19 protein-coding genes are annotated in these 19,385 nt (G+C 47.2%); 6 read left to right on the forward strand and 13 right to left on the reverse strand.

Annotation, left to right across the window (positions count from 1 at the left end):
• Window positions 1-71 precede the first annotated feature (71 nt).
• The 3 genes from A7975_RS05370 to A7975_RS05380 all read right to left on the reverse strand — a co-directional run bounded on the left by A7975_RS05370 (window position 72) and on the right by A7975_RS05380 (window position 3,095).
• A complete protein-coding gene (locus tag A7975_RS05370) occupies window positions 72-599 on the reverse strand; it encodes a hypothetical protein (protein WP_053376127.1) in 528 nt (175 codons plus the stop codon).
• A 77-nt stretch (window positions 600-676) separates the two neighbouring features.
• Window positions 677-1,801, reverse strand: coding sequence for a glucosaminidase domain-containing protein (locus tag A7975_RS05375; protein ID WP_065384404.1), 1,125 nt, complete (start codon window positions 1,799-1,801; stop codon window positions 677-679).
• A 286-nt stretch (window positions 1,802-2,087) separates the two neighbouring features.
• The gene (locus A7975_RS05380; protein WP_065384405.1) at window positions 2,088-3,095 is read right to left on the reverse strand and encodes an SDR family oxidoreductase; all 1,008 of its coding nucleotides are present in this window, start codon (window positions 3,093-3,095) and stop codon (window positions 2,088-2,090) included.
• Between the two features lie 141 nt (window positions 3,096-3,236).
• On the opposite strand from A7975_RS05380, the gene A7975_RS05385 reads away from it, so the two are divergent.
• On the forward strand, window positions 3,237-3,776 hold the full coding sequence (locus tag A7975_RS05385; protein WP_255314181.1) for a PCYCGC domain-containing protein: 540 nt from the start codon (window positions 3,237-3,239) through the stop codon (window positions 3,774-3,776).
• A gap of 80 nt (window positions 3,777-3,856) precedes the next feature.
• Here A7975_RS05385 and A7975_RS05390 read toward each other — a convergent pair whose 3' ends face one another.
• Window positions 3,857-4,372 carry a hypothetical protein gene (locus tag A7975_RS05390; protein WP_065384406.1) on the reverse strand — a complete coding sequence of 172 codons (516 nt, stop codon included), beginning with the start codon at window positions 4,370-4,372 and terminating at the stop codon, window positions 3,857-3,859.
• Between the two features lie 183 nt (window positions 4,373-4,555).
• On the opposite strand from A7975_RS05390, the gene A7975_RS05395 reads away from it, so the two are divergent.
• The 3 genes from A7975_RS05395 to A7975_RS05405 are packed head-to-tail and all read left to right on the forward strand — an operon-like array spanning window position 4,556 to window position 7,568.
• Window positions 4,556-5,335 carry an SDR family NAD(P)-dependent oxidoreductase gene (locus tag A7975_RS05395; protein WP_065384407.1) on the forward strand — a complete coding sequence of 260 codons (780 nt, stop codon included), beginning with the start codon at window positions 4,556-4,558 and terminating at the stop codon, window positions 5,333-5,335.
• Window positions 5,336-5,356: 21 nt separating this feature from the next.
• On the forward strand, window positions 5,357-6,142 hold the full coding sequence (locus tag A7975_RS05400) for an SDR family NAD(P)-dependent oxidoreductase (RefSeq protein WP_065384408.1): 786 nt from the start codon (window positions 5,357-5,359) through the stop codon (window positions 6,140-6,142).
• A gap of 37 nt (window positions 6,143-6,179) precedes the next feature.
• The gene (locus A7975_RS05405; RefSeq protein ID WP_065384409.1) at window positions 6,180-7,568 is read left to right on the forward strand and encodes a mandelate racemase/muconate lactonizing enzyme family protein; all 1,389 of its coding nucleotides are present in this window, start codon (window positions 6,180-6,182) and stop codon (window positions 7,566-7,568) included.
• A 185-nt stretch (window positions 7,569-7,753) separates the two neighbouring features.
• On the opposite strand, the gene A7975_RS05410 is transcribed toward A7975_RS05405, so the two are convergent.
• The 4 genes from A7975_RS05410 to A7975_RS05425 are packed head-to-tail and all read right to left on the reverse strand — an operon-like array spanning window position 7,754 to window position 11,955.
• Window positions 7,754-8,752, reverse strand: coding sequence for a mannonate dehydratase (locus A7975_RS05410; RefSeq protein ID WP_065384410.1), 999 nt, complete (start codon window positions 8,750-8,752; stop codon window positions 7,754-7,756).
• A 30-nt stretch (window positions 8,753-8,782) separates the two neighbouring features.
• The gene (locus A7975_RS05415; protein ID WP_065384411.1) at window positions 8,783-10,126 is read right to left on the reverse strand and encodes an ABC transporter substrate-binding protein; all 1,344 of its coding nucleotides are present in this window, start codon (window positions 10,124-10,126) and stop codon (window positions 8,783-8,785) included.
• A gap of 39 nt (window positions 10,127-10,165) precedes the next feature.
• Window positions 10,166-10,996 (reverse strand): carbohydrate ABC transporter permease, encoded by an 831-nt coding sequence (locus A7975_RS05420; protein ID WP_053376137.1) that lies wholly within the window; start codon window positions 10,994-10,996, stop codon window positions 10,166-10,168.
• On the reverse strand, window positions 10,993-11,955 hold the full coding sequence (locus A7975_RS05425) for a carbohydrate ABC transporter permease (protein ID WP_082197982.1): 963 nt from the start codon (window positions 11,953-11,955) through the stop codon (window positions 10,993-10,995). Before A7975_RS05425 ends, A7975_RS05420 begins: the two co-directional genes overlap by 4 nt.
• Before the next feature lie 230 nt (window positions 11,956-12,185).
• On the opposite strand from A7975_RS05425, the gene A7975_RS05430 reads away from it, so the two are divergent.
• The gene (locus A7975_RS05430) at window positions 12,186-13,091 is read left to right on the forward strand and encodes an RraA family protein (protein ID WP_053376138.1); all 906 of its coding nucleotides are present in this window, start codon (window positions 12,186-12,188) and stop codon (window positions 13,089-13,091) included.
• 57 nt (window positions 13,092-13,148) lie between these two features.
• Here A7975_RS05430 and A7975_RS05435 read toward each other — a convergent pair whose 3' ends face one another.
• Both A7975_RS05435 and A7975_RS05440 read right to left on the reverse strand, forming a co-directional pair.
• A complete protein-coding gene (locus A7975_RS05435; RefSeq protein WP_065384412.1) occupies window positions 13,149-14,318 on the reverse strand; it encodes a helix-turn-helix domain-containing protein in 1,170 nt (389 codons plus the stop codon).
• Between the two features lie 45 nt (window positions 14,319-14,363).
• Window positions 14,364-15,011 (reverse strand): GntR family transcriptional regulator, encoded by a 648-nt coding sequence (locus A7975_RS05440; protein WP_053376140.1) that lies wholly within the window; start codon window positions 15,009-15,011, stop codon window positions 14,364-14,366.
• A gap of 495 nt (window positions 15,012-15,506) precedes the next feature.
• Between A7975_RS05440 and A7975_RS05445 the strand changes: the two genes are divergently transcribed.
• On the forward strand, window positions 15,507-16,697 hold the full coding sequence (locus A7975_RS05445) for an ROK family protein (RefSeq protein ID WP_065384413.1): 1,191 nt from the start codon (window positions 15,507-15,509) through the stop codon (window positions 16,695-16,697).
• Window positions 16,698-16,750: 53 nt separating this feature from the next.
• Here A7975_RS05445 and A7975_RS05450 read toward each other — a convergent pair whose 3' ends face one another.
• From A7975_RS05450 to A7975_RS05460, 3 genes are all read right to left on the reverse strand, one after another.
• Window positions 16,751-17,857 carry a DUF4179 domain-containing protein gene (locus A7975_RS05450; protein WP_065384836.1) on the reverse strand — a complete coding sequence of 369 codons (1,107 nt, stop codon included), beginning with the start codon at window positions 17,855-17,857 and terminating at the stop codon, window positions 16,751-16,753.
• Window positions 17,857-18,420 carry a sigma-70 family RNA polymerase sigma factor gene (locus tag A7975_RS05455; RefSeq protein WP_065384414.1) on the reverse strand — a complete coding sequence of 188 codons (564 nt, stop codon included), beginning with the start codon at window positions 18,418-18,420 and terminating at the stop codon, window positions 17,857-17,859. The genes A7975_RS05450 and A7975_RS05455 overlap by 1 nt, the downstream gene beginning before the upstream one ends.
• Window positions 18,421-18,605: 185 nt before the next feature.
• A complete protein-coding gene (locus A7975_RS05460) occupies window positions 18,606-19,289 on the reverse strand; it encodes a YjjG family noncanonical pyrimidine nucleotidase (RefSeq protein WP_053376144.1) in 684 nt (227 codons plus the stop codon).
• Between the last annotated feature and the right edge of the window lie 96 nt (window positions 19,290-19,385).

Consider the following 19,385-nt stretch of genomic DNA (forward strand, 5'->3'; position numbering starts at 1 on the left):
AAACAAAGAGCTGCCCGTGAGTTTGATCTCACGGACAGCTCTTTGTTATTACTTATTTCATATTACTTATTTCATTTATGGACAATGGACTCCCATCGGTGCTTGTATTGCAAAAGCCGTGGATGCACCCGCTCCGGTTCCTCGGTCAGCACCAGCCTTATTTTGACGATCCATTCCTCAAAGGAGGAAAAAGAAGCGAACAAATTAGCCATATCACCGGTCATGAGCAGAAAAAGCGGCTTAGGGTACGTTTCCGACAAATGTCTTAGAGCAGAATCGATAGGCGTATATTTTTTTCGCTTGACCTCGAGTCGTTCCACTACGACGCTTGCTTCCCCGCGATCCCGCTTCCATTCATGCAGCTTATCCTCCCGTTTATAAAAAGGGCTAACCTCTTCCTTCGACATTCGTTTGATGCTCTGCTCGTGCAAGGGATAGAGAACCAGCTTCATAAATAAACGCTCCTTGGCCAGGTCAGCCGCAAGATCAAGCTCGCGTTCGGTCGTATGCTCAAATGAATCATAATAGACGAGTGTACCTTTGCGCTCATCCTTTGGCGGCTCATAGCCGAACGGCATTTTTTGAACGGTTTCACTCATGCTGATGACCTCCTATGTATCCTATACGAAAGTTACTTAGGAGATGAAAATACCATATCTGATCGGAAAATGCCATGCTAGAGCTTTCGATAATCGCTTTTCATTATATTTTTTACTAAGCCCGACCATTTCGAATTGGCTGGACAATACTTTCGCGCCACCTTCTCGATCGTAGTGAGCCCTTTATCGACGTAGTTTTTAGAAAGGAGCTGTCCGAATTTCCGAACGCTGTCCCCTTTCGTTTCAAAGCTGAACGCTTTGTTGTATTTATCGCCGTCTATCGCATTTAAGCCAAATAAATTATTTTTGCTCTTGGCTAGCTTGCTTTTGCCATTGCCGCTCTCGAGCTTCATGACGGCAATCGTAAAATAAGCGTTAATGCCGTATTCATCCTCGATTTCAAGGATAGCTTGTTCCAAATCATGCCCCGATAGCGCGGTGCCTTCAAATATTTTGGCGATATGCTCCTCCGTCAGCCCCGAATCAGATTCAACGATCGACGTTGGTTTATTTAGATCTTCCACGACTTCCTCATCTATACGTTCGGATTGCAGCGCTCTTTCCACGCTGCGATCATTGAATGCATGGGCCGGTAAGGCATCGCTTGCGGCAGGCATAGACAAAATCGCTACTTTTCCTTTTTGCTTTACTTGTTTGGCGTAGCCGCCATGAATAAATCCTCCCTCTTCAAGCTCAAGCCAGCCGTTATCGGTTTCTGCCTTCACTCGCAAAGCCGTTCCTTGCTCGACGACCTTGACGATGCTTGATTTCGCGGTTGGTTTTGTCCGTACGTTCAAATAGTAAGCGGTAACCTCATATGTATTCGGCTGCTCTTCGGCAACTGCGGGCTCATCAGCGAGCTCTGCTTGCGTTATGGGAGGGATGCTTGGAGGCTGTTCGACCAAAGCGATCGGTGCTCCTGTGCTTGTTGAAAGCGGTGAGGGAAGGGTTGGATCGATGCTGCCAGCACTAGGTACCGGACTTGTCGCCGGACTTGGCACTGGACTTGAGAGATCGGTTTGGTTATCGCTTGGGGCAGCTATCGTAATTTGACTAAAGCCTGCTTCAGCTATTTCCGGCGAAGGTACTGCCACGCGGACATCATCATCTTTATCTAAAGGTTTTACATACATGCCTAATGTAATGACTAACGATAAAATAAGCAGGTAAACGAACAATTGCTGATTCAACTTTTTTCGCATAAAATTACCACTCCCTTAGGTTAATGAGATATACCTGTTGCCATATAAGCAGGTTTATACGGGCAAAATTCGCAGGTACAAAGAAAAAGTGGACGGTCTGTGAAGATTATATGTCGCTGTGTCCTCCAAAAGACGAGTTTTTGACCCACTTTCCGTGGATTTGTTAATTATGAGAAAAAATTTAACAAAATCCGCTCCGCTTTTTCCGCTTTTTGGGAGCGTAAATACGGACGCAAAAAAGCTCTTATTCCCTGGAGAATAAGAGCTTTTTCATGCTATTACCTATCTATTTTTTGTACCCTGACGCGTGTGCTGCAATGATCGAATCCATCTGCTCATTCCATTCCTTGTCCTCGGTACAGCGCTCCGGATGAGCTTCAAACCATGCTACCGTGCGTTTCATTCCTTCTGCAAACGAGACGGTCGCTTCGAATTCGGGAACTAAGCTTTTGATCTTGCTGTTATCGAATACACTCGTTACCGATTTGTCTCCTAGCAGACCGCCCTCCAGCTCGGGATCATGCGAGATAAGAAACTCCGACGAGATATAAACAAGCTTTGGCACTGCACCTGCGGCGTCGCCGATCGCTTCATAAATTTGGTTCCAAGTGAGCACCTCATCAGAGGTTATGTGGTATGCTTGTCCGATCGCTTCTTCCCGGCCTAGCAATCCGACGAAACCTTTGGCAAAATCGGTATTATGCGTCATTGTCCAAAGCGACGAGCCGTCTCCGTGAACGATTACAGGAAGCCCCGCTCTTATTCGTGCTACCAGCGACCAGGGATGCGGCCAGCTGTTTAGCGCGGCAGGAATCATCGTGTCTCCGTAAGTAAATGACGGTCTAACGATCGTTACTGGAAAACCTGTTGCTGCCTGTTCTTCGGTCAGCAGCTGCTCGCATGCGATTTTGTCGCGAGAGTACTGCCAGTATTTATTTTCAAGCGGAGTCGCTTCCTCCGTAATGATATAGTGCTGCGGAGGTTTCTGGTAAGCCGAAGCGGAGCTGATGAATATGTATTGCTTGGTGCGCCCGCGGAACAGCTCGATGTCGACGCTTACATGTTCAGGCGTGAACGCAATCCAGTCAACGACTACGTCGAACCGATGTCCCTCGAGTGCAGCTGCCGCCGCCTTCGAATCTCTTATATCACCGATTATGGTCTTTGCGCCTTCTGGCACAAAATCGTCCCGCTTCCCCCTATTAAAGAGATAAAGCTCTATCCCGCGTGCAATCGCTAGCTTTGATACCGCCTCGCTTATTAAGCCTGTCCCGCCAATAAACAATACCTTCATGACATTCGCTCCTCTGCTTCATGGAATCATTCGAACGCAGCAACTACATCCATCATCTTTGAATTGTCAATTAATAGTACCATATGAGCTAATCTTTTAATATTTGAAAATGATATAATATAGCCACCAAATAGTAAAGGGGTGGCTTCAACTGAAACGATTAGCTTTAACGACCTTCTACTCCGTCGTCTTATCCTCCTGCTGCTAAGCGCCTGCGGCAGCGCAGCGAATTCAGATAAACAGCCGAATGAAACAGCGGAAGTACATAATGCGGAGCATGGCCAGCACCAAACCGCATCCGGCGATCTGCAAGAGAAGACCGCATCGCTAAGCGTTCTTCCGTCTTTTTTGGATGGAGCGAGCGCAACTGTCCAGACGGCATATAAAACAGCGGCAACCGTTACCGATATTTTGCCTTACATCCCTTGTTACTGCGGCTGCGGCGAAAGTGCCGGCCATAAAAGCAATCTGAACTGCTTTATCGCAGAACTGAACGATGACGGCTCCGTCGTCTGGGATGATCACGGCACCCGCTGCGGCGTATGCATTGAAATCGCCGTCACAACGGCTGCAATGAAAGCAAACGGTGTCGAAGCGGAACGAATCCGCCAAATTATCGACGAAACGTATAAAGAAGGTTACGCAAAACCAACGTTAACGGAGCTTCCTCCTGCTTCCTAATCCCTATCAAGAAACGTTTGCGACAGTCTGGAGCTAGAAGCCTTAGTTCTAGACTGTCACCCTCCTATTTACAAACTTCTCTAATTCGCATTGCTTATCCGCTTAAAATGATCCTCCGTTTTTTGGATGACAAATGCGGATTGCTCCCGTTCAGTCCTCCGATCACTCGCAGTAAAATCAGCAAGAAACCGGTCAAGCACGACATCTAGTACGACTTCATCCCCTTTTACAAACACAAGTTGATGAACCGATTCATCAAGCAATGGAAAATCGCCCATTATGAATTCATTTGCTAGGTAAGCCAGATATGAGGTTTCCGTGGTCCATTTTGTCCCCGTTGCTTTCCGCATCTCTTCCCTTGAGAAATAAGGTGGGAACATATACATTTGATCCCAGTCAAAAGTCGTTACTTCCGTCATTTCAAAAGAATCCTTTTGCCTGACCACAGCTTCTAAATGATGAATAAATTGATCCGTATTTTCATTGTTCACTTTGATGGATCGATAGTTTGCATAGCTTATAAGGACAGGCATATATACAAGAACGATAAAAAGCCCAATTAAAGATAAAAGAATCGTTTTTTTATGCTTCTTCATTTACGGCCTCCGTTTAAATTGGCATGATATCCCTATTTTAACACGATAAGAGAGTCGGAATGACGTTTGCAAAAAAACAAACAAAATCATAACTTTACGGCATCGCCATACGAGGGTCAAACTCACTAAGATAAAGCTAAAGGGCTTTTATTCAGCCAATGTCTGCCTTAATGGAGGGGATCTATGCTTTTGCACAAAAAAGTCGTTTTTATTACAGATTCGGATCAAATCAGCGGCAAAGCAATCATTAACCGGTTGACGCAAGGCGGCGCTCATTTTATATTGAACAGCCGTTCGGGAGGCACTGCAATTACTTCGGAGCTAGAGCAGGTTCAGGAGGCTGGCTCGCAAGCGATAGTCGTTAATATTGACCTTTGCAAATCCGCGGACGTCGCGGACATGCTTCAATTCGCGGAGCAGCAGCTAGGCGCCGTTGATGTACTCATCCACAACAATAAGGAAGTTTACCAAAGCTCGATTGAATTTGGCGATGAAGAGGTTTTTACAAAAAGTTTGGCCATCAATGCCAAATCAGCTTTTATTTGTACGCAGCAGGTAGGCAAGCAGATGATGGAGAAGCAAACCGGGAAGATCATCTACGTCTCCTCTATTCACGCCGAGAAGCCAACGGGCTCCGCATTCACCTTCAGCGTATCCAAAGGCGCGGTCAAAATGCTGGCAAAGGAAGCTTCTCTCGTCTTAGGCCGGAACGGCGTCAGCGTAAATACAATCGAGCTGGGGCCGCTGGACGGCGATCATGAGGTTTTTGAAAGCACGCTCTCCACGCTGTATAACGATTATGAATATAAAATACCGAATGCCGTACTTGGCAGCGCGGATGATCTAGCTGAGCTAGTGATGTTCCTCTCCTCGGACGAGGCGCGCTATATCAACGGATCAGATATTAGACTCGATGGCGGCTTTCTGCTGCATTACATGAACTTCAAGATGAAGCGACCTTAACAGCCGGCAAGGAGGCGCAGGATGAGTATGGTTGGAAAAATAGCATTAGTAACCGGTGCAGGAACGGGAATTGGCAAAGGGGTTGCTATCGAGCTGGCTCGCCGCGGCGTTCGGGTTGCGATTCATTACAATCAAAGCGATGCCGGCGCGCTTCACACGAAGCGGCAAATTGATGATTTTGGCGGCAGTGCGATGATCGTCCAAGCCAATGTGGCGCATAAGGACGAAATTGAGCGTATGGTTGAAACCGTTGTTAAACACTTCGGCGGAATGGATATTTTAGTCAACAATGCGGCTTTGCAGCTGAATTATGATTTTTTTGAGCATGACGAAGCCTCGTTTGACCGGATGATGAACATTAATCTGAAGGGATACTGGCAATGCATGCAAGCTGTCATTCCGTATATGAAAATGAAGCAATCCGGCCGAATCATCATCATGTCCTCGGTTCATAGCAAACGCCCTACCGACTTTGACGTCGTTTATTCCATGACTAAGGGCGGCATTCGCATGCTCGGCAGGGAAAGCGCGATTGAGCTTGCCAAGTATGGCATTACCGTCAATACCATCGAGCCTGGAGCAGTTGACGTCGGCAAGCAAAGCGCGCGTGAATCGAAGCCGATCATGACGGCGGAGGATATCGAGAAGCAAAAAAGAACAAGCCGGTCCATCCGTGATAAGTTTCCGCTTGGCCGTGTGGGCCGTCCTCTGGACGTCGCGCAGCTTGTTTGTTTTATTGCATCGGAAGAAAGCGAGTTTATGACGGGCTCTTCAATTAGGCTTGACGGCGGCAGCATGCTGCTTTGATCACCTTTTAACCATAACGTTCAAGGAGTGAATATTCGTGTCCAACAACCCATCCTATGAGGAAACGTTAGCCCATGTCAGCACCCATTCAAACCCTGCCGCGCTTCGCATTACCGACATCCGTTTTACCGATATTGTAGGCGGCCCGTTTCATAGCAGCTTAATTAAAGTGTTCACCAATCAAGGGCTCGTTGGATTTGGCGAGGTGCGTGACGGTGCAGATAAAGTGTACGCTCAAATGCTGAAGGGCCGATTGCTTGGCGAGAATCCATGCAACATCGATAAGCTTTTTCGGCGGATTAAGCAGTTCGGCGGTCATGCAAGGCAAGGCGGCGGCGTTAGCGGACTTGAAATCGCATTATGGGATTTAGCTGGCAAGGCTTACGGCGTACCGATCTATCAAATGCTTGGCGGAAAGTTCCGCGAAAAAATCCGTATGTACTGCGACACCGAGGTAGTCGGCAAAGATACGGGTACGGCGATGGGCTTGGCGCTTAAGAAGCGAATGGAGGAAGGTTTCTCCTTCCTTAAGATGGATCTTGGCATTGGCCAGATTATTAACGAGCCTGGCACGTTAAGCGCTCCGCTCGGCTTCTTGGAGGAAATGCGCAGCATCTCCAAAAACCGCTATAGCAACAATCATGATACGCTGACGGAAGATGAAATTCGTGATATCCGAAACCAGCACTATGACATCCACAACATCCCCCACCCTTTTACCGCGATTCATGTGACCGAGAAAGGTCTGGATATGCTTGAGCAATACGTTGCGGATGTGCGCGCTGTTATCGGCTACGAGGTGCCGCTTGCGGTCGATCATTTTGGACATATCGGCCTAGAGGATTGCATTAAGCTTGGACGGCGCGTCGATAAATTTAATCTGGCTTGGATGGAGGATATGCTGCCTTGGCAGTACACGGAGCAATATGCGAAGCTCTCCCGTGCGGTCGCCACTCCGATCTGTACGGGCGAGGATATTTATTTGAAGGAAAATTTCCGTCCCCTGCTCCAAGCAGGCGGCGTATCGGTTATCCATCCCGACGTGCTGACGACAGGCGGAATATTAGAAACGAAAAAAATCGGCGATATGGCGCAGGAGTACGGCGTTGCAATGGCCATTCATATGGCGGAGAGCCCGATCGCTTGCCTAGCAGCCGCACATGTCGCCGCAGCTACCGAAAACTTCATGGCGCTTGAATACCATTCCTGCGAAGTGCCTTGGTGGGATGACATTATCATAAGCAGCAAGCTTCCGAAGAAGCTTGTGCAGAATGGCTTCATCCATATGACGGATGCGCCTGGCCTTGGCATTGACGACCTGAACGATGAAGTATTGGCGCAGCATCTTCATCCCAAAATACCTGGCCTATGGGAGGCTACAGACAACTGGAATCACTACCACTCAAATGACCGGCTGTGGAGCTGAGACGAAATAAAAGAAGCGGGATGCATTGTTGCATTCCGCTTCTTTTTGACGTTCAACCGCCCCGCACACCGTCCCTCCGCTTAACTATTGGTTTCCTTCGCTTCATCCCATGCAACAAAAAGCACCTCCAACACCGCTATATTAGCAGTAGTCGAAGGTGCCACACTTCTAATTCTACTTGTCTTCTAAACGCTGACGCTTGCCACGGTGCCCCTTGCCGCCCGAGCAGCCTCAGCGGCTTCCATCAAGCCACGAATGTAGCCGATTCCATATAAGCGCCCTAGCAGCTCATAACCTGGGTTAGCGTTGTCCTCGCCTTCCATCGTCGGCACATGGTCCGGCCTTGCCGGCCCGCTAAAGCCTGCTTCATAATAAGCGTGCATCGCCTCAAGCATATTCGTTTGCCCGTCATCGTGGAACGTTTCCTCAAACTTCTCCGGCGTTCCTTTGACATCGCGGAAATGGACGAAAAACATTTTATCCTGCTTCGCAAACTGGCGAATTACGCTCGGAATATGCTCGCCGGCGGTAGCCAAGGTGCCTTGGCATAACGTAATGCCGTTATATTCGCTCGGAACGAGATTGATGGCACGCTGCAATGCAGCCGCGCTCGTTAAAATCCGCGATATGCCTCTTATCGGCGTAATCGGAGGATCATCGGGATGAAGCGCCAGCTTCACCTTCGCCTGCTCCGCAACCGGCACGATACGCTCCATGAAGTACTGGAGATTTTCCCAAAGCTGCTCCTCGCTCACGGTCCCGGCTTCTGTTAACGGCGCATCCTTCATTAAGCTATGGTCATAGCTTGAGACGAGCGCCCCGCCGCGCGTCCGCGTCGTTGTTGAAGTCCGAAACCAGTTGAACTGCGCCATGAAATTATAGCAAAGGACGGGAATGCCTGCCGCGCCCATATTCGTAATAAATTGCTGGAACACTTCGATTTCGGCGTCTCTCCCGGAAGTCCCTAGCTTAATCTCATTGCTTGGCGGCATTGATTCGATAACGGTAAGCGCAAGGCCAAAGTCAGCAAATCTTTGCTTCATACGGATAAGCGGCATTAAATCCCATGGCTTCTCCAGCTTTTCCTCCCACGGCAGTCCTCCTACCGCATGATCGACGCCAAGCTGCTTCGCCAAATGCCATAGCCGAGACGGCTGGGACGGAAATACTTCTGCTAACTGCATGTTTAAAACCTCACTTTCAATATTGGTTAATTAGCCGGCAATTTTCGCTGCAAGCTCCTTGCCCATCTTGTCTATTTTGTTGAACGCATCTTCGATCGATTGCTGGCCAAAAGTAACGGCTTCCATTTCCTTCTTATACGTATCCACCCACTCGGAGAACCCTGCAGCCGGCGGGAAGAACGGCAATGCCTTATCTAATGAAAGATCATAAATTTCTTTGCCCAGCTTATCCTTCGCCTCAAGAGCAGGCTCAAGCTCTTTATACACATCAGGGTTAATCGGAATGCCGCGCGTTAAGCCAAGCGCCCCGCCTGCTTCTTTATCGGAGATAAACCATTTCACGAATTTTTTGGCTTCGTCTTTATTTTTCGAGTTGGCGCTAACGCTCAAAAAGATCGTAGACTGTGCCCATCCGCCGCCAGATGGTCCAACCGGCATGTTGACGACACCTACTTTTCCAGGCATAAGCTGCTCAAGCGCGCTGACGGAGCCCGTCGTTGCTCCTCTTGTCATCACGACCCCCGATGCCATCGGATCGGCTTGCGGATCGTTTTCGAGGAACGCGGCTGCTTTCTCGGCAGGCGGCACGATCTTCGCTTTGCGGAACTCCTCATACGTTTGATAAAAGGTCATAAACAAATCCTTGTCGAGCGTGAACGTTTTGCCGCCATCGGACATGATCGGCGCCTTGCCCATCGAGGTCTGATAATAGTTGAAGCTATCCCATGTCGTCGTATCGCCAATTGGATATTTGCCTTCAGGCAGCTTCGCCCGCGCATCTCTTGCCCATTGGAAAAACTCATCATAGGTCCAATCCTTATGAGGAAGCGGGATGCCATATTGCTCAAGCTCCGTTTTGTTGAACGCGATGCCTTGCGCATTTTGGCTGAGCGGAATGCCATACAGCTTGCCGTCGATTTGCAAATTCGAGATAACCGAAGGATCAACGATGCCGCTTAAATCAATATCGGAGAGGTCCTCCAGCTGCCCGCGGGACACATACTCTTGAATGTATGCAGCATCCATCTGCAGCACATCGGTTATAGACTTCGATGCGGCGAGCGTTGGCAGCTTCTGCCAGAAAGCATCCCATGCCATAAATTCCGGCTTAAAGGTCACGTTTGCATTTTGCTGCGAGTAGATGTCCAGCGCTTTCTTCGTTGCCTCATGGCGGGCATCCGGCCCCCACCACATGATGCTCAGCGTCGTTTTGCCGCCTGCTTCTTTACCGCCTTTGTCGCCTTGCTTCTCCGTGCTCTTCTCCCCGCCATTCGTTTGCTTGCTTCCATTGGTTCCGCCTCCGCTGCATGCTGCCAGCACTAGCAGCAAAGCCAGCATCAACAATCCGAAGCTTTTTGACCAGCCTTTGTTCATCCTCGAACATCCCCTTTACCTTTGTAAAATGTAATGCGGTTATCCTTTGAGACCAGTAGTCGCTATTCCTTCGACAAAGTGCTTCTGCGCAAGGAAAAAGATAATGACCGAAGGAAAGATCGACAGCAAGGACATCGCAAGCAATTGCCCCCACTGAATGTCGAATTGATCGATGAACATCCGCAGCGCCAAGCCTACCGTAAACTTGTCGACGGAGCTTAAATAAAGCACCTGCGCGAAGAAATCATCCCAGCTCCAAATAAAAGTAAAGATCGCTACTGTAACGAGCGCTGGCTTGAGCAAAGGCAGGATGACCCGCCAAAAAATGCCGTAAACGCTTGCTCCGTCTATCGTGGCAGCCTCATCTAGATCCTTCGGAATGCCGCGAATAAATTGGACGAGCAAGAAAATAAAGAATGCCCCTCCCCCAAAAAAATGCGGAAGCACAAGCGGTACGTAGCTGTCTACAAACCCAAGCTTATTGAACAGTATGTACTGCGGAACAACCGTTACTTGGCCCGGCAGCATCATCGTAAGGAGGAGAATCGAAAACCAAAAGCCGCGCAGCTTGAAGCTTAGCCTTCCGAAGCCGTAAGCGACAATCGCAGCGGTAGCAACGCCGCCGATGACATTTCCCAGCTCCATTAGCAGCGTGTTGCCGAAGAAATGAGCAAACGTATATTCGGATGAGAAATGCCAGCCATCCCAATAGTTGCTCCACATCGGCGTTGAAGGCCAAATCGTCGGCAAGCTGAGCTCCTCCGTCTTCTTAAGCGAAGCGCCTGCCCACCAGATGACGGGGTACAGCATAATAAAGGAGAATAGGGTTAAATACAAATGGCTCGACAGCTTGATACGCAGCGAATTCATTTCGTTTTCCCCCCATCCGACTCGTAGAATACCCAGTATTTCGATGCTACGAAATTAATGATCGTGAGCAGCGCGACAATCGTGAGCAAAATCCACGCAAGCGCAGACGCATAGCCCATCTGGTAGTGCTTGAACGCTTTTTCGTAAAGAAACATCGCATACATGTACGTTGAATTAATAGGTCCGCCTTTCGTGATGATGAATGCGGAAGTAAACGTTTGAAACGATCCGATGATCCCAAGCACAAGATTAAAGAACATAACCGGCGAGAGCATCGGCAGCGTAATGCTGATAAACTTCCTTACCTTGCCTGCTCCGTCTACGGAAGCAGATTCATAAAGCTCCTGCGGCACCTGCTTCAGCCCTGCTAGAAAAATAACCATCGTAGAGCCGAATTGCCATGTATTGAGCAAAATCAGCGTGCCAAGCGATGTATCCGGATTGGAGATCCAGCCTACGCCTTCGATTCCAAACCAAGCCAGCACCTGGTTGATATAACCGTCGATTCCGAACATATTGCGCCAAAGGGCGGCAACGGCAATGCTTCCGCCGATTAAGGATGGAAAGTAGATAGCCGTCCGATAGATGTTCATCCCCCGCATGTTTTTGTTGAGCGCCAAAGCGACCATAAGCGAGAAAAACAGCTTGAGCGGAACTGAGAAAAGGACGAACATAAACGTTACGCTGAGCGACTTCGTGAAGGTGGCATCGCTCGTAAATATTTTGGCGTAATTGTCCGTACCGGTCCAAACGGGGTCCTCCAGCAAGGAATAATCGGTAAACGATAAATAAAACGATTGTGCGATTGGCCATAGCGTCAGCAGCAAGAAGCCGATTAGCCATGGGGAAATAAAAATATAACCGGCTAGTTGGGTTGCCCCTTTTTGCTTTCGCTTTGTCTTTGCTGGCTTGTTCTTTAATGCGATTGATGCTGCTCTCTCCGCCTTCACTCCAATCATCTCCTCCCCCTTCGTGGATAATGTTCCCTTACTTTAAACGAAAGCGGTTACATGAATGAAGGGGAAGAAATTATGAAATCGTTTGATTTTATATAGTGTGAAAAATTCATAGATTGGCGAAAAATGCCTTAAGAAAGTCGCATCGACAAATAGGGGAAACTCCCTAACAATAGACTTAGCAAGCAAGGCACACCAGCCTTCAACACACTACTTTCGAAAGAGGTGCTCAGATGAAATTTGATAACCCGGAAGATATGATTCAGCTTACGCCGCTTTGGCAGGGCGAACGCTTCCCTAATGGACGCCCTAAAGTATCCGAGGATGTTCTTCGCCGCATGCGAAAAATTACGTTGGAGGAAGCCTGGGGCCCTCTCTGGAACAGAGGTTATGCTTTTCAGTTCGAAGGCGATTTCAAAATCATTCATCCAAATAAAACAATGGTCGGACGCGCCGTAACAGCCGTGATGGTGCCGAAGCGACCTGATCTACATGAAACTCTACTTAAATACGGCCACGAGCAAGAGGATCGCAAGGGCTTTTTTAATCAATGGGTCATCGACTCCTTGGTTGAAGACGATGTTGCGGTCGTCGATATGTTCGATAAGGTTCACCTTGGCACCTATGTAGGAGGAAATTTGTCGACAGCCATCTCAACCCGTACGAAGCGCGGCGGTGCAGTCATATGGGGCGGCATTCGCGATAATCAGCAAGTCGTTGAAATTGAAAATATTAACGTCTTTTATCGCGGCAGCGACCCTACGGCGATTGCAGATGTTACGATGGTTGGAATGAACGTGCCGACCCGGATCGGCAAAGCGATCTGTATGCCGGGCGATGTCGTGCTCGGAACGCCGGCCGGCGTTATTTTCATCCCGCCTCATCTAGCCGAGCTAACGGTCGTTCAAGCGGAAAAATCCCAGGTACGCGATGTGTTTGGTTTCGTAAGGCTTCGCGACAGCGTTTATTCCACAGCTCAGATCGATGCTGGATGGAATGTAGCTCTTTGGACGGATTTCCTGAACTGGTTCGAAACGGATGACGCAGCAGCGGAATATCGACATCTTACGTGGGAAACAGAGCTTGCCGAAGCGCAAAAGAACGAGCGAAACGGCCCTCAAAGCGATGTCAGGCTATAATAAAAAGGACTCCGTTGGCAGGCATGCTGCCGATAGAGTCCTTTCTTTTCATGAAATCTACTTCCCGATCGATTCCCGGTATTCGCTAGGCGACAAGCCGACCTTCTTTTTGAATATTTGGCTGAAGTATCGTGGATCTTGATACCCGACACGCTCTGCTACCTCATAGTTTTTATAGTGGGTGCTCTTTAGCATATCCTTCGCTTTATCAATCCGAATATCCGTCAAATGCTCGATAAACGTTTTTCCCGTGTTCGTCTTGAATAGCAAGCTCAAATAAGTAGGCGTCATATATACCTTCTGGGCAACGCTTTGCAAGGACGCAAATTGACATTCCTGCTCCATGTGATGAATCGTTTTTTTGATAATGCTGCGATGGCTCTCCTTCTGGTTGTGAGCAAGCACGTCCTTAAGGCCAATCAGAAAATGAATCACATACTGTTTAATTTCTTCCAGCGTCTCAAGCTTCACGATCGACATTACGTCAAATTGCTCGTACGCGCTAACGTTTTCAGCCTCGGCCAGCACGCGCTTCTCCATTCCTACGAGCAGCCTAACGGTCAGATCGTACACGCTTTGCGTATCCAATGGACCTTTATGAAGGAGCTCATTATAAAGAAGGTGCACGTATTCCGCAATCTCATCCGTCGTCTCCGCAGCTTTATACGCGTCAAACAGCGCCTTCTCCTTATCCGAAGGATAGTGCTGCAGCGATTCATATCTCCCTAGCTCGTTATAGTAAATAATTTTTCCCGTCCCTCGGTAAAACTTATATTGCAGCGCGCGCGAAGCCTGCCGATAGGAATGAACAATATCATACAGGTGGCCGCAAGGCTTCCCCACCCCGATATTAAATGGCTGCTGGAAATGCTCCGTCAACATCACCTGAATGCTCTCGATCGGCTCCTTGGACACCCATGAGAAGAGCAAGCCAACCCGGCCCTCCTCATCAACAAACACGATACTGCTGTCCGATATTTTTTTCTGCATATAATCCCGCATCCGCTCTAAGTATACGATCTTCTCATGCTCATCGCCAAAATGAACGGCCGGCTCCAGCAAAGCGAGCGCAGGAAAGGTGTAATAGGGATTAAGCTGCAATCGCGATAAGCTTTCCTTCAAATCCGTCTTGGCAGCGGCAGCGTTTGATACTAAATTCCGGAGGAAACGATCCCTCATCCAAGTAAGAATGACATCTTCTTTAAACAATAATCCCTCGCTCAGCATACTCCATTGCCCCTTTTGTAAGGTTAACTTACGAGATGCATGACACTAATTGAGATGAATCATTTTATAAGAGTGCATATGCTCGATAAAAGTCTGTTCCGCTAAATCTGTATCGCCCGTGCGAAGCACATCAACGAGACGGAGATGCCAATCTGCGAGTCCATCCGTTGAATAATGCCGATTCGAGATGGCCATAAAGCGCATCACTTTTATCCGCATCCGATTCCATAGCTCCAAAATCATATGATTATCGCAGCGTTTATAAAAAAAACCGTGGAACTCCATATCAAGCTCCAATATGTTCAAAATATCATTTTGCTCGTGTGCGAGGTGCATGCGCCGAATGACGTCTTCTAAGTATTCAAAATCATGATCGTCCAGCCGCTGCATCGATTGCCTGACCGCAAATCCTTCGATAATTTCCCTCAGCTCGAAAATATCTTTAATTTCCTTCGCGGTTATATTAGAAACAACCGAGCCCTTGTTCGGGATGCCCGTAATAAAGCCTGCTGATTTCAGTCGTTCCAGCGCTTCGCGAACCGGTGCTTGACTGATGTTGAATTTCTTGGCGATTTCTAGCACGAGCAGCCGTGCCCCCGGCTGAAGCTCTCCTGCAAGAATTTCCTTCTTCAATGCCGTGTACACTTGCTCGCTTATCGAATGAACAGGTGAAATAGACAGGTTTTCGAACATCGCACTCACGTCTCCGTTTCCTATTATCGATTATCGATAATATAGGTCAAAAAAAGAAAGCGTTAACAATTATATTGAAAAAAATAATCGATACGTCCCTCCTTGCTCATTGGATTATCGATAATTTGCTTATGAACCTATTATAGAACGCTTTTTCCGCTAGCACAACCGAACAAATTGTCGAATTATGACAAATTTTCACGTCACGCTGCTCAATATCAGCTTCCTATTCGTATAGAGTGGCTTTTTGCAGATTCGTCTGATTGCATACTCTCTCTCTACGATTCATTTTCCGAAATAGATTCGATCAATCCCAGGTCAGCCTTTTTTGTGCTATGCAGCGGTTCGTAGTAAAGTAAGATGAGCGGATACGAGGCTGCTCTCGTTGAAGTATTAAAATTATTTATAGCGATTGTCTAGTCACGCCTACTCTAAACAGCATATAATAGAAATTGGTTTATATCCGATCTAACTACTTGGACAAATGGAGAATAGATGATGAATGTGAAGCATCCCACTATAAAAAAACAAGTTTTTGATTTTATTATTCGAAATGGATTAGTTTCCAAGGCCGCTTTAATGGAGCGGCTTACGGTAACCAGCACCAGCTTATCACGACTACTGGAAGAGCTGCTGACGGACGGTTTGATATTAGCGTCTGAACTTGGGCAATCTACCGGCGGCCGAAAGCCGATTCTGTATAGGGTAAACCCGAGTCACCGCGCTGTGTTCGGTTTGGAGATTTCGCGGTTCTCCTCCTCAATCGGTTTATACGATCTAAACTTAAAACCGCTGGCTTTCGAGAGATGGAAGATGGACGAGCGTATGACGCCGGAGAGGCTGATTGGCAAAATCACGCAGCTCGCTGAGCGCATGATGAATGAGTGCCAAATTGCGCGCGATAAAATAATCGGCATCGGCATCGGCGCCGTAGGCCCATTAAGCCGTGAGGATGGCATCATGCTGAAGCCTCGCTATTTTCCCGCCGAGGGCTGGATCAACGTTCCGATCTGCGAGTTGCTGGAGCAGCGGTTAGGGCTGTCGGCACTGCTTGATAACGGAGCTAATACGGCAATTATCGGGGAGCATTGGGCGCTTAGGGATGAAGAAGTGAAGCATATGCTTTATGTCCATGCGGGTGTTGGTTTGCGGACCTCGATGATGTCAGGCGGCCAAATCGTGAGAGGCGCCGTCGACATGGAAGGCTCCTTCGGTCAAATGATTATACAAACGGATGGCCCAAGACTCGGCGACGAAGGGAATTATGGGGCGCTTGAAGCGCTCGTCTCGATCCCTGCTTTGGAGAAAAAAATACGCTCACAGCTCAAGCTTGGCAGAGAAAGCTCACTCAAAGGCATACCGCCGGAGGAAATTCAGTTCGACGCGCTGCAGAAAGCTTTTATACAGAAGGATGCTTTTGTTACGGAGCAATTTCTGCAAACGGCAACCTATCTGGGAATTGGCATTGCCAATTTGATTAATATCCTTCACCCCGAGGCGGTTATTTTGGGCGGCCCGCTCGTCAAGGTGCATAAGTCGATCTATGATACCGTTATACAAGTCGCACGCAGCAACATTTATTACTCTCCGCAATATGAGCCCGAATTTACGCAAGGCCAGCTTACGGAAGACGCGGTAACGGCCGGCGCCGCCATCATGCTGCTGCAGGATTGGGAGCTGGATTAACACACAACAAAGAACGATGCTTAAGCTGATGCTTGCATCGTTCTTTTTAACCATTATTTCTTCAATTCAATAACGATATCGTCTGCTGCATACTCCTCTCTTCCCTTTCCGGTTTTTAGTGATACAGGAATCTCTTTTTGTCCATCTTTCGTCATTTCTATTGAACCATGATTGTCAGCAGTATGTTCATAAAAGTTAATACGGGGCGTAAGGATAAGTTTCGTAGCATTCTCGTCTAATTTTTCGAACGTTTTACTCCATCTCATGTTATAGCCGTCCCGATCGCCAGATCCTCCATTTCCTTGACCCGTGTATCGGTTGCCCAGATCATCTTTAATCTCTATATCCACGTCTACCCCATGCCACTTGTTCCTTGTTTTCTCGGAAACGATCTGGTCAAAGTATACGATAAAAGACATTGGCGATACCGCTATCTTCCCTACGTTCACCACCACTCCTTCATGCTCAACGCTTTGGTTAATAACTTGCGTAGTCCTTTCCGTCGCATCTAGTGATAGAGCGAAGCTCCAATTGCCGTTTATTTTCTCCGGAGCTTCTTTGATGGCTAGGCTGTCAATCTTCCATCTTATTTTGACTGAATCCCTTTCTTTGCGAAAATGGCTCGTAGAGGTGAGTAATCCCACATATTTATTTTTATCCACTTTTGAAATTTGAATGCTGCCTCCCGATCCATATGCTCCTTTTATATCTAATAAGGGATGTGAAATAGGATGATCAGCTAATTGTCGTTCACTTTCTATCGAAAAGGTCAAACTAACAGTCTTTCCATCATATATGGCATCATTTATCGTAATCTTAATGCCATTGCTTTCTTGTGACATATTCAATGCAGTGGAGTATTGCTTATAATCCTCATAAAGACCTGTTCTTCCATTATCCAAAAATCTAAAAATATCTCCGATTACAGGAATGCTGACCGCATAGGCAGGAAAGGTTACGCCAAACGTTGCAGCGGATACACCGACTATTATAGCAGCGGCCGCGGCTTTCTTTTTCCAACCCTTTACTTTTTTCTTCTTGTTTATGGATTCCTTTAATGCTTCTTTTACTTTAGCCTTTTCAAAGTCATCGACTTCCATTTCCACAAACTCATGTTCATCGATGTCTATATCATTTAATAATTCATATACATCCTTCATCATACACTACCTCCAAGGCTAAAATTCGCAGCTTCGTGATTAAGCTTCTTTTTCCCTCTATAAATTCGATTATCGATCGATGCGTTCGTAAGACCGAGCTTTGTCGATATTTCCCCCGTTTTTAAACCAAGAAAGAACTTCATAATAAAAATATCCCGATCAACTGGCTCCAACAGGTTAATTAACTTGATCAGCTCCGTTTTGTCTTCCCTCATGATCAGCTCATCTTCTGCTGACCTTTCCGCATGCAATTCCAGCCCATCTGAGGTGAATTCAGCTTTCCTATTCGCTTTTCTGTAGTAATCGATAGCTTTGAACTTGGCAATCGCACAAATCCATTTCTTGAAGTCCGCCGAATCACCGTGAAATTTTCTCGAATGGTTCCAAATGGATAGAAAAATATCGTTGATACATTCCTCTATCAATCCATCGTTTCCAAGCGGGGACAGGACCTTGTACGAAACCCCTTTGATTAGTGGCAAATAGTGATCAATGATATATTCAATAGCGTCTTCTTTTTGCCGCTGTAATCGTTGTATAAAATTATTCTCGTTAGACTTCATGCAACAATTCCCCTTTTTTGTAAAAGCTTTTACACTATATACAACGTTATCAAAAACGTTTTTCTCTCACTTTTGCAATATGTATATTATTTTTGTTAGTCTATCACACAATCAATGAATAACTGGACGCATTCCATCGATAAAAAAAAGCCGATCCCTTATACTTAAGGAAATCGACTTTTGTTCTAAACGTACTGAAGTAATTCATCTAAACGCTGTATTTCATAAGTCGGTTTGATCAACGATTCATTAAGCTTTCGCTTCGGATTGTACCAGCAAGTATCGATGCCATAATTGATGCCGCCTTGAATATCGGACGTTAATGAATCGCCAACAATGAGCACCTTGGACTTATCCGTTGCATTCAGCTTATTAAACGCAAAATCAAAAATTCCCGTGTGCGGCTTCGAATAACCCGTATCCTCTGAAACTATAATATGCTCGAAGGAATTCGCTAAGCTCGACCGTCCAATACGGCTATGCTGCGTCTGTTTAATCCCGTTCGTAATGATCGCTAGACGGTAGCCTTTGCCCCGTATCTGCTGAATAAGAGTTTCTGAGCCTTCTATGAGGAAGGAGCCCTCTCCCAAATAATGAACGTATCGCTCGCTAAAATGAACCGCGTCCAGATCGGCTTGCACCTCGGCAAACATTCGCCTAAACCGTTCATGACGCAAAAAATCAAGCGTAACAATCCCCTTCTCAAAGTCGTTCCATAGCTGCTGGTTTACCAATCGGTACAGCTCCACGTGAGCGGGAAGAAGCTCAATATGATGCTCAAAAAACACACTTTTTAGCGCATGCGCCTCAGCTAATGAATAATCAAACAACGTATCATCCGCATCAAACAAAATAATCTCGTATTTCACTCAAATATCCTCCTGTCAATCTCTCCAACCCAAACCGCCGAACCGCTTATAAAAATGTCCATCTCACTCGCAGTCTGCTTCGTCGCTTCAGCTTTA

The sequence above is a fragment of the Bacillus sp. FJAT-26390 genome, assembly GCF_001682865.1.
Classification (GTDB): domain Bacteria; phylum Bacillota; class Bacilli; order Paenibacillales; family Paenibacillaceae; genus Pristimantibacillus.

What these genes read in the sequence shown, in the direction of transcription:
- A7975_RS05370 (WP_053376127.1), bottom strand. Translation starts at nt 599, where the DNA reads ATGAGTGAAACCGTTCAAAAAATGCCGTTCGGCTATGAGCCGCCAAAG.
- A7975_RS05375 (WP_065384404.1), bottom strand. Translation starts at nt 1,801, where the DNA reads ATGCGAAAAAAGTTGAATCAGCAATTGTTCGTTTACCTGCTTATTTTA.
- A7975_RS05380 (WP_065384405.1), bottom strand. Translation starts at nt 3,095, where the DNA reads ATGAAGGTATTGTTTATTGGCGGGACAGGCTTAATAAGCGAGGCGGTA.
- A7975_RS05390 (WP_065384406.1), bottom strand. Translation starts at nt 4,372, where the DNA reads ATGAAGAAGCATAAAAAAACGATTCTTTTATCTTTAATTGGGCTTTTT.
- A7975_RS05395 (WP_065384407.1), top strand. Translation starts at nt 4,556, where the DNA reads ATGCTTTTGCACAAAAAAGTCGTTTTTATTACAGATTCGGATCAAATC.
- A7975_RS05400 (WP_065384408.1), top strand. Translation starts at nt 5,357, where the DNA reads ATGAGTATGGTTGGAAAAATAGCATTAGTAACCGGTGCAGGAACGGGA.
- A7975_RS05410 (WP_065384410.1), bottom strand. Translation starts at nt 8,752, where the DNA reads ATGCAGTTAGCAGAAGTATTTCCGTCCCAGCCGTCTCGGCTATGGCAT.
- A7975_RS05415 (WP_065384411.1), bottom strand. Translation starts at nt 10,126, where the DNA reads ATGAACAAAGGCTGGTCAAAAAGCTTCGGATTGTTGATGCTGGCTTTG.
- A7975_RS05420 (WP_053376137.1), bottom strand. Translation starts at nt 10,996, where the DNA reads ATGAATTCGCTGCGTATCAAGCTGTCGAGCCATTTGTATTTAACCCTA.
- A7975_RS05425 (WP_082197982.1), bottom strand. Translation starts at nt 11,955, where the DNA reads ATGATTGGAGTGAAGGCGGAGAGAGCAGCATCAATCGCATTAAAGAAC.
- A7975_RS05430 (WP_053376138.1), top strand. Translation starts at nt 12,186, where the DNA reads ATGAAATTTGATAACCCGGAAGATATGATTCAGCTTACGCCGCTTTGG.
- A7975_RS05435 (WP_065384412.1), bottom strand. Translation starts at nt 14,318, where the DNA reads ATGCTGAGCGAGGGATTATTGTTTAAAGAAGATGTCATTCTTACTTGG.
- A7975_RS05440 (WP_053376140.1), bottom strand. Translation starts at nt 15,011, where the DNA reads ATGTTCGAAAACCTGTCTATTTCACCTGTTCATTCGATAAGCGAGCAA.
- A7975_RS05445 (WP_065384413.1), top strand. Translation starts at nt 15,507, where the DNA reads ATGATGAATGTGAAGCATCCCACTATAAAAAAACAAGTTTTTGATTTT.
- A7975_RS05450 (WP_065384836.1), bottom strand. Translation starts at nt 17,857, where the DNA reads ATGAAGGATGTATATGAATTATTAAATGATATAGACATCGATGAACAT.
- A7975_RS05455 (WP_065384414.1), bottom strand. Translation starts at nt 18,420, where the DNA reads ATGAAGTCTAACGAGAATAATTTTATACAACGATTACAGCGGCAAAAA.